The sequence below is a fragment of the Psychrobacter sp. GW64-MNA-CIBAN-0177 genome, from assembly GCF_040309585.1.
Classification (GTDB): Bacteria; Pseudomonadota; Gammaproteobacteria; order Pseudomonadales; family Moraxellaceae; genus Psychrobacter; species Psychrobacter okhotskensis.
In genome coordinates, this window is the sequence record NZ_JBEOOY010000006.1 from 101,935 (window position 1) to 116,034 (window position 14,100).

Consider the following 14,100-nt stretch of genomic DNA (forward strand, 5'->3'; position numbering starts at 1 on the left):
CCTAGTTTTCATCAACGGGCGCTGCTTGGTTTTTTAGGGCGTCAGAGAACTCACTCAAGTCCATTTTACGTGCCTTACCAATATCCTCATCGAATAAGCTCTCAAGCTCTGTCATTGAGGACTGTACTGACTCTATCAGGCTGGCCTCATCATCATAGATGGCTTGCTGACGCTCAATCAAATCATCATCATAGTCACGGAAAGTTTGCACGGTTTCGCGCGCTTTTTCAGGAGAGATGCCAAGCAGCTGCAAGGACTCACGCGACATATCTAAAGACGATAAATAAGTCTCACGCCAGATATGACGAACCCCAACTTCACGGAGACGGTAATAGTGCTGTCGGTCACGAGCGCGTGCCAAGATAATTAAGTCAGGGTAGTTTTTGCGCAGGTATTGAGCGGTGGTAATAGAGCGCTCTAGGTCGTCAATCGCCAGAATAAAGACGCGGGCTTTTTTGATACCAGCGGCGCGCAATATCTCAGGGTTTTTTGGATCGCCGTAATAGACTTGGTTACCAAAGCGCCGGACGAAATCCACCCGATTGGCGGAGCGTTCGATGGCTGTAAATTCGATATTGTGCATGCGTAATACGCGACCGATAATCTGACCGACACGGCCAAAACCAGCGATAATAACCTGATGCTCATGATCAGGAATGGTATCGTACTCACGGCTGGGTTTGCTTTTGGCGAATAACGGCTCTCCTATTTTTTCTAATAATAAGAATGCCAGCGGCGTCAGCGCCATAGAGATGGTCACAATGAGGTTTAGGGTGTTTGCCAGCTCAGGTTGCAAGACATTTTGAGCGGTGGCCACACTGAACAAAACAAATGCAAATTCACCGCCTTGAGCAAGAGTAACCCCTAACCTGATACTGGTTGGCCAGCGATTGCCAGATATTTTTGCGATAGCGGTGACCACACTGAACTTGATAAACATCAATGCCATCGCACAGCCGATAATAAAGATGGGCTTGGCCAAAATGAGTTTGACATCAGTCAGCATTCCGACCGACATAAAAAATAGCCCAAGTAATAACCCTTTAAAAGGTTCAATACTGGCTTCTAACTCGTGACGGTACTCCGAATCCGCCAGCAAAACCCCAGTCAAAAATGCACCAAGCGCCATCGATAGACCAATCTGCCCCATCAAAATAGACACGCCCATGACGATAAATAGAGCAACTGCGGTTAATAATTCTGATGCGCCACTAGATGCCACAAATTTAAAGAAAGGTCGGATGATATAGCGGCTAGCAAAAATAAGTCCGGCGAAAACCGCAAATACTTTGCCGAAATAGATTAAGTCGTAGCTCTGCTCGCGCACCCCTGACAAAAATGGAATAACCGCCAATAAGGGAATCACGGCAATATCTTGGAATAACAAGATGGTAAACGCTTCGCGACCATGGGTACTAGATAGCTGCTGTTTTTCGGTCAGTATTTGTAGCACAAAAGCAGTGGAGGAGAGCGCTAAGCCGAAGCCGACGATAAAAGCCGTATCGAGTGGTAAGGAGAAAAATTGATAGAGGATACTCATCAATAAGGTGCCAGACAGACCGACTTGTAAGCCACCAAGGACGAATATTGAGCGGCGTAGCGCCCAAAGCCGTGAAGGCTGGAGCTCAAGACCAATGATGAATAGCAGCATCACCACGCCAAATTCAGAAAAATGTAATAAGCTCTCAGCGTCGCCCGCCACATCTAGCGCACTTGGCCCTAATATCAGTCCGGTGATTAAATAACCAAGGACGGTCGCAATACCAAAGCGTTTGCCAAGGGGTACAAAGAGCAGGGCAGCTCCTAAGAAAATTGTAGCTTGTAACATTAAATTTGGTGAGCCGGCGGCGGCAGCGAACATCTGGAATCCTCAAAATTGGCAAAAAAATAAGCAATGTAAAACAGTCAATATAAAACAAGAAGGACAATAATAAATAACGCTAGCATACTTTATTTTTTGCGATAAATCTTCCACACGCCGTTATCAGCAAGCGGATTGTTATAAGCATCATTACGACGCTTACGCGGTGTCTGCCGACTGTCTATCATCTTAAAATTGGGCAGTGCATGAACGATAAGTCCAGTGCGATAAAAGCGCACACGTTCGGGCTCTAGCATCTCACCCATACTATCGCGGCAAAAGACGTACGCACGCAAGTCAATAAATTCACGATGTGCGACTAAACGCGCCTCATCATCCTTCTCCAATACGGCAGCCATACGCGCAATCTCATCAGCGCTATAATCCCCGCATTTATCAGTAAGTGCACCTACTGAGCCAAAGCTCTTAGATTCTTTAGCATGAGTTTTGGTTAGATGCAGGCGCTGAACATGATAGATAAATTGAGGTATCTCGAGGCTGGCAGGTAATGGCAGATAATCGGGCGGTAGATTGGCCGCCGGATAAAAGGCCATCGCGCGTTCGAGCAGCGTCTGCCAACGCTGTTGATAGGCTTGGACTTCGGCTAGATTGCCTTCATAAATAGGCATATCACGGATTTGACACAAAATATCAGGCGGGAACTGCGCATCTCGAAAGCTAGCAATGTCTTCTTGCAGCGTTGATAGCAATGTTTTGGCATGCTTTTTACCCTCGCTTGAGATAGGGTCATCAATGTAGCTAGGAGCAACGAAAGGAGCTGAGCGTCTCGACATGGCAAAAGGTCATCAATTGGTTATGAATAAGGGTTTTAAGCCTTAAGTATACAGAATTTATAGGAAAAATATGGCGGCGCGGCCAAATTTTCCATTATTTTTAACATGCTCTTACAATGATAAAAATCTGCCTGATATAAGCTGATTTGCAATAAAGGTCTTTTATTTATCTTTTTTAAGCCACTTTTTAGGCGCTTTTTTATGAATCATCATTCACCTCCTTCGTCCATATATGATAACTGGCGTGGCTTATTAGAAACTGTTGGTAAAATAATTTTAAGGATTATCGGTGCAGGACTGGCGCTGCTATTTGGGTTTTGGTTAATAATGGCATCCAATATGGGACCGGCTTATCTGCCGCACCTCATGAACGGTGCGCTAGATTTTTGGATTCGCATGACGTTGTTAGGGTTGGGGCTAAGTATTTGGCTAATAACAGCGCTGTGGATAATTTGGCTGATGCTGCGTTATTGCCAGCACTTTATAAAAAAATATCAATTAAAACGTCGCTCATAACTGACAGCTAGATAGGCGACGTCTTAATTAATACTTATATGATTTAATATTTAATGTCTTATGCTTAATGGTTGTGACCAATATGATTATTGGTATCAGTCGCCTGCTGTGAGATATCGCAAACTAAAGCATCGCTATGCGTCTTGGTTTGCGGATGCGCTAAGCTTTCAACCTGAATGGTCGCATGGTGAATATCAAGCTCAAGGAGGCTGTGCTCTAAACTGGTAATCAGGATACTGGATTCATAAATACTCATTTCGCCATCGACGACCACGTGACACGATAGGGCGTTGAGACCGCTGGTGATACTCCAAACATGCAGGTCATGGACTTGTCGCACTTGCGGGTGAGCAAGTAATTTGTCTTCGACCTCAACTAGCGATATACCTTCTGGCGTACCTTCCATCAGGATATGGACCGAATCACGGACGACGCGGTAACCACTAAACAAAATCAGTATGGCGACAATCACCGAGGCCGCCGCATCCGCCCAAATCCAGCCAAAGCTCATCATCAAAAGCGCGGCAACAATAGCGGCAACCGAACCCATTAAGTCACTTAATACATGCAAATAAGCACTTTGCATATTCAGATTGACCGGTGCTTTACCCTCATTTTTTCCTTGACTGTCCTCGTTACTGCCTGCATGACTGTGACCATGCGCATCTGTGCCCCGACTGCCACGGTGCATCAGCCAAGCGACCAAAATGTTGACCAACATACCAATGGTAGCAACGATAAGCATACCTTGGGTCGCAATCTCAGGCGGCGAATTAAAGCGCTTAATCGCCTCATAAAAAATCATGATCGCAATAATAACCAGCGTCGCACCATTGACTGTTGCCACTAAAATCTCAAAGCGTTTATAGCCAAACGTCTTTTGATGAGTGGCTGCTTTTTCACCAATTTTGAACGCCATTAACGTCGCGCCAAGGGCTACGGCGTCACTGAGCATATGACCAGCATCAGACAATAGCGCCAAACTGCCCGTGAGCCAGCCACCGATGGCTTCGATAAACATATAGCCAGTAATAATGATAAAACTAAATAGCAAGGTACGCTGATAGCCTTTGGTATCGCGCGGTGCGACCGTCTGTTCTAGGTGTTCATCGTGGTCGTGATTGTCTTGATTATTATCAGTATAACTGTCTTTAATATAATGACCTTCTGCATCCTTTTGACCGTGCTTATGATTATCAGCGGCAGCATTCTCATGAGAATGGTCATTCTTTTCAGATTTTGGGTGATTTTGATTCATAACAACACTCAGGATGATGGAAGGTGAAATTTGATTGCTTATAAAGCTGTGCTTGCTGTATCTAGGCGGTAAACGATAAATGAACTATTTCTAATAGCGTTCTTTAGTAACGGCGAGTTATAGAGGAGTAGTTGGGCTTATAAAGAGTAGTAGTTGGAAGTTACCAACCAACAGGGTCAATATCCAAGGTCAGCTTCAGGTATTTGGCGCTTGGCAAGGTAAGTACAGGTTGCCACCAATGATTTAATACCCGATGCAATTGCTGTCTGTCTTTGCCTAACAGCAGTAAATGCACGTGGTAGCGACTGTTCTTTTTACTCATTGGCGCATCGATAGGACCGAGGACAGCAAGATTATGCCCATTTGGCAAAATAGCAATCGCATCTTTAAGCGTTTGCGTCGTGGCGGCAAGAGTTTTGCCTTCACAGCGTATTAGGGCAGAGTGGCTATGCGGCGGCAAGCCCATCATTTTACGCTCTTGCAATAGCTCACGAGCAAATGAAAGATAACCATCTTTTACCAATTTTAATAACAGCTCATTATCGGGCTGCAGCGTTTGAATCAATACGCGCCCCGATTTATCACCGCGACCGGCACGCCCTGCGACTTGAATCATGAGTTGTGCAGTATGTTCCGGTGAGCGAAAATCGGCTGATAAAAAGCCACGATCAGCATTGGGCAAACAAACAAGCGTAACATTAGGAAAATGATGACCTTTGGCGACCATTTGCGTACCAACTAATATGGCAGGCTTGCCTTCATTGATACGTTGATAGATATTCTCCCAGCTGTCTTTACGTCTGGTGGTATCGCGATCGATTTGGATAATAGGGTAAAGCTCTTTACTGGTTTGCGGATTGGCAAAAATCGCATGCAAGTTTTCGCTGAGCCTTGTAGTGCCCATTCCTTTGGCATCCAAATTTTGACTGCCACAATCAGGACAAACCGTTGGAATATAGGCTTGCCAATCGCAATGGTGGCATTTTAAATATGAGCTGCTTGAATAGGAATTAGATGGCGATTGGCTATTATAATGGACAGTTAAATGGGCATCACAGCGCGGGCAATCTGCTTGCCAACCGCAAGCTTCGCATAGCAAAACTGGTGCATAGCCGCGACGATTTAAAAATATTAATACTTGATCGCCAGCCTCTAGTGTTTGCCGTATTGCGCCGATAAGCGCATCGGTCAGACCAGTATCATAGCGTGCGCCTTCGTTCGTCGTTTGTTGATGCGTACTTTGCAGGCGCGCATCAATCAGCTGCATGCTGGCAAGCTTGGCATTACCGGGGCGAGTTTGCAATTGGCACTCTACCAGTTTACCATCATCGACCAGTTTTAGATGCTCAAGAGACGGGGTGGCGGTCCCAAGTACGACGGGGATATTGGCTTGTAATCCGCGATAAAGCGCGACGTCAGCGGCATGATAGCGCAGCGTATCTTGCTGCTTATAGGAGCCATCATGCGCTTCATCAACCACAATTAAGCCCAAATCTGCAAAGGGATAGAGCACCGCTGAGCGCGTTCCAATGATAATTTGCGCATGACCGGTACGGCAATCTTGCCAACCTTGCAGGCGATGGGTATTGTTCATACCCGAATGCAATAAGACAATATGAGCGGCAAAGCGACTGGCAAAGCGCGCGCGCGTCTGCGGCGTGAGTCCAATCTCTGGCACCAAAATCAAAACTTGCTTGCCGGCTTCTAAGACCGCTTGCATCGCTTGCAAATAAACTTCGGTTTTGCCACTACCGGTAATACCGTTTAATAAAAATCCCGTGTAGCGCTTAGCTTCGTGGGCAGCAATGATAGCGTCGACAGCAAGCTGTTGCTCATCGTTCAGATCAAGTGGCATTTTCGCGAGTTTGACAGGGGCAGGTGCTTGTTTTGGCTCAATATAGCGTTCGATAAGGCCTTTTTCTTCCAGCGTCTTTAAGAAGGCTCTTTGCATGCCTTCCAACAACAAAGTATCTTCACTCGCACCGCGTTCGCCATGCAGTTTAAGCATATCGAATTGCTGCTTTTGTTTTTTGGCATTGGCACGAAAGTCATCATCATTCGCATGCGGCAAAATTCGCCAATGGGTAATCAATAAGTCTAGCGGATTGCCTTGACGAACGAGGGTGGGCAAGATGACTGCTAATACATCACCGAGTGGATAGTGGTAATAACTCGCCAGCCAATAAGCCAGCTTTAGCATGCTGGCGTCCAAAATCGGCTCGGCATCTAAGCACTTATTGATAGGTTTGAGTTTTTTTATTGGTACGCTGCTATCTGCTGCAGCGATATGAGCAATGACGATACCAATTAAAGTCTGACGACCAAATGATACCTCGACGCGGCTACCAATTGGCGGTAGTTGTGATGCAGCCTCATTTAGTGAAATGTTCATATCTGCCGGTAGGCTATAATCAAATACCCGATAAAGGGGCACAGGCAGCGCAACTTGTACCAACATAAAATGCATTCCTAACTTTTGGGTATCTAAATAATAAACTCGATGAGGATAATAACAGTAAGCCCAAATAATGATATTTGGGCTTACGCTAACAACCGTTATTTTGACGCATTCACTTAAGCATTCAGTGTAATAACTTCCGTATTATTCAATGTATAGTATAGACTCAATTTCAACCACACCGCCTTTAGGTAGTGCGGCTACTTGTACCGCTGCACGGGCAGGGTATGGCTCGCTTAAGTTGGCAATGAATACCTCGTTTAAGGTGGCAAAGTCATTCAAATCAGTCAAAGATACATTGAATTTAACCACGTCATTTAGACTGCCACCCGCGGCTTCACAAATGGCTTTAATGTTTTCAAACACTTGCTCAGCCTGTGCTTTAAAACCCTCGCGCAGTTCCATGGTTTCAGGATCAAAACCAAGCTGACCTGAGATATAGACGGTGTTACCGACCTTTACTGCTTGTGAGTAAGTACCAACAGCGGCAGGAGCTTTATCTGTTTGAATGGTTTGACGACTCATATTATATCCTTAACGTATTTTTTTCGTTTGATTGATTGGATTTACTGACTAAAAACGAAGTAGCAAAGTTTATCATTGTTTTGGTTTTTTCTAAAAATTAAGGCTAACTCTATAAGGGTTTAGTGCTTCTTCAATCAGCAAAAAAGTTAGGTATTAAGCATTAATAGCGCTTATAGCTATAGCTGATAAAGTCGCATAATATTAGGAAATCCCAATAGTGAGCGCAGCTCGCGAATGCCTTGTGCTAAGTGATTGCGACTACGCACCACAATATGGATGATGGTGTCAGTATGGCGCACATCGACCGTTTCGACCCCCATATTTAACTGGCGCAGATGGTAGATAACCTCGCTAATTTGTTCGTCGCTGAGGGCAAGAGACAGCTTTAAATAAGCCGAAAAACGGACTTTGCTAGCGTGCTCACCGGACTCATTTTGTTTGATGGCCTTATCATTGCGCCAGCGCAGCTGTATCACTTGGTAAGGGTTGTCCTTACGAATATCATCGAGCGAAAAGCATTTATGGCGATGTACCACCAAGCCATGACGCGATAAATGGCCAACGATAGGGTCGCCATAGATCGGATGACAGCAATTGGCAAAATCAAGCTCAACCCCTGAGGCGTTGACGATCAATTGCTGCGGTTGCGCCGTATCATCGCTGTGTTCTTTGGCCTGCAAGTCACTGACTTCATCGCTAAATAGCCGCGTGACTACCAGCTGAGGCAATAGCGTACCCGAGCTGATCTGCTCAAATAGCGCACTTTTTTCTGCCAGACCGCGCCATTCTGTCAAGTTTTTCCAGTCGCTATCGGTTAAATCATCGAGACTTTTTTGATAGGTTTTTAGCGCGCGATCCAAGGCTTGTTGACCGTGGTGCTGCTTATCAGCTGCAGATAAATCTTTAAACCAGCGTAAAATCTCTTCACGAGCTTTATTGGTTACCACAAATCCTAACCATTCGGCTTTTGGTTCCGAGTGGCTATTCACTTCTATCTCGACCAATTGACCGTTTTTGACCACCGTACCCAGCTTGGCCTTTTTACCATCGATATTGGCACCAACGGCGACATTGCCGACCATAGGTCCAACAGCGTAAGCAAAGTCAAGCGCTGTGGCTCCTTGCGGTAGCTCATAAGCACGACCTTTTGGGCTATAACAGATGATTTTGCTTGAATGCAAATAATCCATCAGCTCATTAATCGTCGAGACCGCAGCGGTAAAGTCAGGGCTGTGTTGATTAAGGCTGTCCTCATCCACCAAGTCCTTCATATTGCGCAGCGATGCTTGAATGACTGATTGGCTGACATCGGAGGCGTGTTCTGCGCCAATGACGCCCAGCCTTGCCGCATTTTGCATCTGTTTGGTCAAGATAGTGACTTTTACAAAGTCGTTATCGCGCTCATAAATAAGGGTCAGTGATTGGTTGCCACCTGGTAATGGACGCCGAATATTGTCAGCGATATGGCCGTCATCGATCTGATATTTTTTGATTAGGTAATAAGCAAGCTTGTCACATTCTTCGATACTATCGAGCACAATCTCAAAAGCGTAGTGACGGAGCAGGGCATTAATCTCACCGCGATTGCGGAAAAACTGCCGATATATCACCACACGATTGTCTAATACTTTCACGAGGCCATTGAGCCCTAGATTATTTAAGACAATAGTCAGATAGCTATGAATGGCTTCTCTTTGGAAGTTTCGTCCCAGCCCATGTTGCAGTAGCTTATCCGAAATCTTGTTATACATCCCAGAATCAAGATTTCGATAACATAGCACCTCGATATAATCGGCAATGTCATTGAGACCCATCAGACGGGCAAATGGCACATAAAAATCTAATGTCTCTTGCGCCGTGGTGCGCTGTTTTTCGGGACGTACCGCATCCAGCGTCGACATATTGTGTAAGCGGTCGGCCAACTTAATAATGAGCACTCGTGGATCAGCAAGGGTAGCCGTCAGGATTTTATGAAAGGTAGCAGCTTTATTCTGTTGCTTATTATGAGACGAGGATTTTAGTTTGGTGACCCCATCGACCAGCCTCGCCACGACTTTGCCATAACGCTGCTCAATTTGCTCATCACTGACCTCGGTATCTTCGACCGTATCATGTAAAATCGCCGCAATAATTGTATCTCGATCTAAGCGAAAGCCCGCCAATATCTCAGCGACCGCCATCGGATGAGTAATATATGGCTCCCCTGATTTACGCTTGTCTTTAATGTGCGCAATATCGCCGAACTCACAAGCATCAATAATGTCACGGCGTTCAGCAGCAGTCAGATAGCCAACTGAACGGAGCAAATTATATTGAGCATCATCGACTAGGTGATGACTGAGTTTGGGGAGGGTTTGACTCATAAAGTGACGATCCTATTTTCCATTATCTATCATTGATTGAGCGCTGTTAAGGTAAATGGTGACTGAATGAATACTAATCTATCGTTAAAAAAATAATATCGGTGCATGGATATATGGATATAAAAGCAACCGCATGCAAGCTGTACTAGCGTATCGTTCACAAGGTTGATACTGTCACGCTTTTAAATTGCAGCGACCATATCATAAAAGAAAACGATCATTGTAAAAGAGCGCGATAATTATAATAGAGAGCAGTAGAAAGGCTAGACCACCCTCTAATTAATCGTAAATCGCCTTCAATGTCAACTGCTAAGCACAGGTGCTAGGAAAAAATTCATAAATTCCAACCCAATGGTACGATTTCGGGTATAAATGGCATTGGTAATCGGCAAAAGAACACTTGTATAAACGAAAAACCACAGCATAAGCTGTGGTTTTATCATCGATATGCAGATGCGTTTCGAGCCGTTCTTATTAAAAGCTATGATCGCCTGACAATGCTAAGTCTAGTGAGCTCGTGGCAAAGTTATGCTCTGGCTGATTTAGAATGTCGCGGGTGATTTTGCCAGCAGCAATTTCACGTAGAGCCAGTACCGTAGGCTTGTCGTTATCGACTTCAACCAACGGCTCAGCGATACCTTTGGCCAACTGACGGGCGCGCTTACTTGCGACCAAAACCAGCTCAAAGCGATTATCAACATTATCCAAACAATCTTCAATCGTCACTCGTGCCATAAATAGCTACCTCGGTTGTTTTTATCAGTCACGGGCATGGCCCGCCACTCAATAAAAATAATATCAAAAATATAAAGGGGAATAGCTAGACATTGTAGCATTTTTTGCCTAGGTAGGTGGTTGCTTTTTATGTCTGCTGCTACTTATATCGAAGGCGGCGCGCACAATGCTCAGATAAGAGGGCAGATAGTGCGATTTTAGCCTTCACCTATTTTTCCGGTTACTCTTCTACTTTGGGATTGAGTAAGTTGGTAATGGTGCGATGATAACGCTGCTGTTGACGTTTTAAGGTCTGTCTATCGGCGACGATAATGGCCTTTAGCTCAGTCAAGGCGACTTCGAAATTGTCATTAATAATGACAAAATCAAAATTCACGTATTGCGCCATCTCTGTTACCGCGCCCGCTAGGCGTTGCTCTATGACTTCCAGGGTATCTTGCGCGCGAGTCGATAAGCGCTGGCGTAAAGTAGCAATACTTGGCGGCAGAATAAAAACCATCGTCGCATCGGTAAATATTTTTTTGACTTGTAGCGCCCCTTGCCAATCAATCTCCAAAATCACATCGACACCGGCGTCTAACTGCGCACGCACGCTTTGTTCTGAGGTGCCATAATAATTACCAAACACTTCGGCGTGTTCCAAAAATTTATTGTCACCGATAGCAGCCACAAATGTATCAACATCAGTAAAATGATAATGATGACCATCAATCTCACCGGGACGCGGGGCGCGAGTCGTGTGCGACACACTGACGGTCAAGTCATTGGTGGTGGCAAGTAGCTGCTTTACCAATGACGTTTTGCCCGTACCGGAGGCGGCAGTAATAATAAATAATGAACCTGTCATACAATGTTTCCTAATGGAGTGCGTCCTGATGGAGTACGTCTTAGTAAAGTGTGTGTTAGTAAACCGCCAAAGCGTCAAAGGCTGGTAAAAATATAAAATGCCATCATGTAAGGTTAGAGAAACCGTAACCGCTGTATAATTATAAACTGCTTTTGGTACTTTTATTTTTTAAAGACCAACCGTTATTTTTTAAAGATCAACTGTGTCTATTACGACTGCGACGGTGGTATTTTAAAAGGCAATAAAAGCAAATTATGCTAAAGTAGGGTATTGAATGCATCCCAACTTTTGAACGTTAAACTTTTGACGTTAAGCTATAAATACAAATTATCTAATGATAGGCCATCTTATGCAAATTTATCTTGCCAATCCACGTGGATTTTGTGCTGGTGTTGATCGTGCGATTGCGATTGTCAACGAAGCGTTGATACGCTTTGAGCCCCCTATTTATGTCCGTCATGAAGTCGTCCATAATAAATTTGTGGTCTCGGATTTGGCCAATCGCGGTGCCGTATTTGTCGAAGAGCTACATGAAGTGCCGGATGGAGCCATTGTCATTTTCTCGGCGCATGGGGTCTCAAAAGCGGTCGAAGATGAGGCGACGCGTCGTGACCTGACCGTCTTTGATGCCACTTGCCCGCTCGTTACCAAAGTACATATCGAAGTCGCTAAATTTGCCCAAGATGGCATGGATGCGGTATTGATCGGCCATGCAGGTCATCCTGAAGTAGAAGGCACGATGGGACGCTTTAATCGTCGCCATGGTGGGGAGATTCATCTGGTCGAAAATGAAGCCGATGTCGCAAAGCTAACTGTGCAGGATGGCGAGCGTTTGGCATTCGTGACCCAAACGACCTTATCGATGGATGATACAGCTCGCGTCATCGATGCCTTGCGTGACAAGTTCCCTAGTATCGAAGGGCCGCGTAAAGACGATATCTGTTACGCCACCCAAAACCGCCAAGATGCGGTCAAAGACTTGGCCAGTCGCTGCGAGATAGTATTGGTGGTCGGTTCGCCAAACTCATCAAACTCCAATCGCTTGCGTGAATTGGCAGAGCGGATGAACTGCCGTGCTTACTTGATAGACAATGCTAGCGAAATGGATAACAGCTGGTTCGACGGTATCGACAGTGTGGGTGTCACCGCAGGGGCTTCAGCGCCAGAAGTATTGATTCAAGAAGTGTTGCAGCAGCTACAGGATTGGGGTGGTGATTTACCGAGTGAGCTATCAGGGATCGAAGAAAACGTTACTTTCAGCTTGCCCAAAGCGTTACGTATTCCGGTCACACAAGTGGGTAAATAACATGAAAAAACAGAAAAATAAATTCGTACTGGCAGAAGCCTCTGTTGAAGACATTAATAAGCAATTGAAAATCAACATGCTGGTCATTGTCGTACTGATATCGATGTTGGTTCTCAACACCGCGCAATTTATGAAGGATTATAGTCTGTTATATGCTGTTCTCATTGCCATCATGGCTTTTTTCCTCTTTATAATGGCTAAGAGTCGCACGCTGCTTACTATGAGAAAGCAAGCGCTTACTAAATAAACAGTAAAGGTAAGCGCAGTCTAAAAATTACCAGCGGCTGTTTAACACGCTCTGGTAAAGCGTATTTTTTATATAACCATCACCACTTCTCACGGCAGTCAAAAGCGCTGGATGAATGAGAGGGATTCGATTGAAAATCAAGGATATCCATGTCAGCTTATTACAACTTTATTAAACGCGAGCAGCAAGACGATGGTGTGGTAGTCGCCTATTACCAACCAACGAAGAACGTCCAAGGTGCTTGGAATGAGCATGAGCAACATATGGCACCAGCCACAGGAATACTGACCGCTGAGCTCAGTAAATATGCCCCGCAAGCAAATACGCGTATTGCTCGTATTAGCCTTGACATCTTGGGACTGATACCCTTTGATGACTTTACCATTACCACTCGTTGTATTCGTCCGGGTAAAACTATTGAGCTGGTTGAGGCGGTCATGAGTAGTGGCGGTCGTGATGCAATTATTGCACGTGCATGGCGATTAATGACGCAAGATACCAGCGAGATTGCAGGGCTAGAGGACAAAAAAGCGCAGTATCAACCTGAAGAGTTAGCGGACTGGGATGGGATGAAAGGTTGGCCAGGTGGTTTTATTGAAACAGTGCGCTTAGTCACTGATGCCGATCGCCGTGCTGGTCGTGGTATGGTCTGGATCACCAATGATGTTGAAATGGTAGCAGGTGAGCCAACAGATGATTTGGTGCATTTATTGGGTATGGTCGACACTGCGAATGGTGTAGTACCACGGCTTGGCCTTGGCCTCACAACGTTGGAATGGATGTTTCCCAATACAGATTTGCAGATTCATATGCATCGCTCACCGCAGGGTCGTTGGCTTGGCATTGAAGCTGTACAACAGTATGGCGCTGACGGAATAGGGCTTACCAGTGCCGTATTACACGATATACATGGGCCTTTTGGTCGTAGCGAGCAGATTTTGACAATTCGTCCCATGCCTCGTTAATTGCTAAGCAGTATGTAAATAACTAGGGCGCGTCCTCAATTCAAGCGATTGTATCTAAATGGGCTAAATCTTGCCGAACATCGTCAAATAGCTGATTAATATCTCGATATTATTTGCGCTATTTTCCTCATTTGACTGCAATTTATCTCATTTTTATGACCATTTGTAAAATGAGGACACGCCCTAGCTTTTAATCAAAGTTACCCAAAGAAGTAAAGCAATTTA

At 45.1% G+C, this 14,100-nt stretch carries 12 protein-coding genes; 4 read left to right on the forward strand and 8 right to left on the reverse strand.

The features are described from left to right. Nucleotide 1 precedes the first annotated feature (1 nt). Together AAEY79_RS06010 and AAEY79_RS06015 are read right to left on the reverse strand one after the other, a co-directional pair. On the reverse strand, nucleotides 2-1,861 hold the full coding sequence (locus AAEY79_RS06010; RefSeq protein WP_025652434.1) for a monovalent cation:proton antiporter-2 (CPA2) family protein: 1,860 nt from the start codon (nucleotides 1,859-1,861) through the stop codon (nucleotides 2-4). 89 nt (nucleotides 1,862-1,950) lie between these two features. Next, the gene (locus tag AAEY79_RS06015) at nucleotides 1,951-2,655 is read right to left on the reverse strand and encodes a hypothetical protein (protein WP_101212386.1); all 705 of its coding nucleotides are present in this window, start codon (nucleotides 2,653-2,655) and stop codon (nucleotides 1,951-1,953) included. 201 nt (nucleotides 2,656-2,856) lie between these two features. On the opposite strand from AAEY79_RS06015, the gene AAEY79_RS06020 reads away from it, so the two are divergent. After that, nucleotides 2,857-3,171, forward strand: a complete 315-nt coding sequence (locus AAEY79_RS06020) for a hypothetical protein (RefSeq protein ID WP_101212388.1) — start codon at nucleotides 2,857-2,859, stop codon at nucleotides 3,169-3,171. A gap of 64 nt (nucleotides 3,172-3,235) precedes the next feature. Here the strand turns inward: AAEY79_RS06020 and AAEY79_RS06025 are convergent, their stop codons facing one another. The 6 genes from AAEY79_RS06025 to gmk form a co-directional block, all read right to left on the reverse strand. Beyond that, on the reverse strand, nucleotides 3,236-4,429 hold the full coding sequence (locus AAEY79_RS06025; protein WP_101212390.1) for a cation diffusion facilitator family transporter: 1,194 nt from the start codon (nucleotides 4,427-4,429) through the stop codon (nucleotides 3,236-3,238). Nucleotides 4,430-4,589: 160 nt separating this feature from the next. Then, nucleotides 4,590-6,887, reverse strand: coding sequence for a primosomal protein N' (locus tag AAEY79_RS06030; protein ID WP_198552010.1), 2,298 nt, complete (start codon nucleotides 6,885-6,887; stop codon nucleotides 4,590-4,592). A gap of 144 nt (nucleotides 6,888-7,031) precedes the next feature. Beyond that, the gene (locus AAEY79_RS06035; RefSeq protein ID WP_025652439.1) at nucleotides 7,032-7,412 is read right to left on the reverse strand and encodes a RidA family protein; all 381 of its coding nucleotides are present in this window, start codon (nucleotides 7,410-7,412) and stop codon (nucleotides 7,032-7,034) included. A gap of 176 nt (nucleotides 7,413-7,588) precedes the next feature. Then, nucleotides 7,589-9,775 (reverse strand): bifunctional (p)ppGpp synthetase/guanosine-3',5'-bis(diphosphate) 3'-pyrophosphohydrolase, encoded by a 2,187-nt coding sequence (locus tag AAEY79_RS06040; RefSeq protein ID WP_173238841.1) that lies wholly within the window; start codon nucleotides 9,773-9,775, stop codon nucleotides 7,589-7,591. A 474-nt stretch (nucleotides 9,776-10,249) separates the two neighbouring features. Then, nucleotides 10,250-10,510, reverse strand: coding sequence for a DNA-directed RNA polymerase subunit omega (gene rpoZ / locus AAEY79_RS06045; RefSeq protein WP_025652441.1), 261 nt, complete (start codon nucleotides 10,508-10,510; stop codon nucleotides 10,250-10,252). 220 nt (nucleotides 10,511-10,730) lie between these two features. Next, on the reverse strand, nucleotides 10,731-11,357 hold the full coding sequence (gene gmk, locus AAEY79_RS06050) for a guanylate kinase (protein ID WP_025652442.1): 627 nt from the start codon (nucleotides 11,355-11,357) through the stop codon (nucleotides 10,731-10,733). A 349-nt stretch (nucleotides 11,358-11,706) separates the two neighbouring features. Between gmk and ispH the strand changes: the two genes are divergently transcribed. The 3 genes from ispH to AAEY79_RS06065 all read left to right on the forward strand — a co-directional run bounded on the left by ispH (nucleotide 11,707) and on the right by AAEY79_RS06065 (nucleotide 13,875). Continuing rightward, nucleotides 11,707-12,663, forward strand: a complete 957-nt coding sequence (gene ispH / locus AAEY79_RS06055) for a 4-hydroxy-3-methylbut-2-enyl diphosphate reductase (RefSeq protein WP_025652443.1) — start codon at nucleotides 11,707-11,709, stop codon at nucleotides 12,661-12,663. 1 nt (nucleotide 12,664) lies between these two features. Continuing rightward, nucleotides 12,665-12,910: a hypothetical protein gene (locus tag AAEY79_RS06060; protein WP_025652444.1), complete on the forward strand. Its 246-nt coding sequence runs from the start codon at nucleotides 12,665-12,667 to the stop codon at nucleotides 12,908-12,910. 149 nt (nucleotides 12,911-13,059) lie between these two features. Further along, the gene (locus AAEY79_RS06065; RefSeq protein ID WP_025652445.1) at nucleotides 13,060-13,875 is read left to right on the forward strand and encodes a thioesterase family protein; all 816 of its coding nucleotides are present in this window, start codon (nucleotides 13,060-13,062) and stop codon (nucleotides 13,873-13,875) included. The last annotated feature ends 225 nt before the right edge of the window (nucleotides 13,876-14,100 follow it).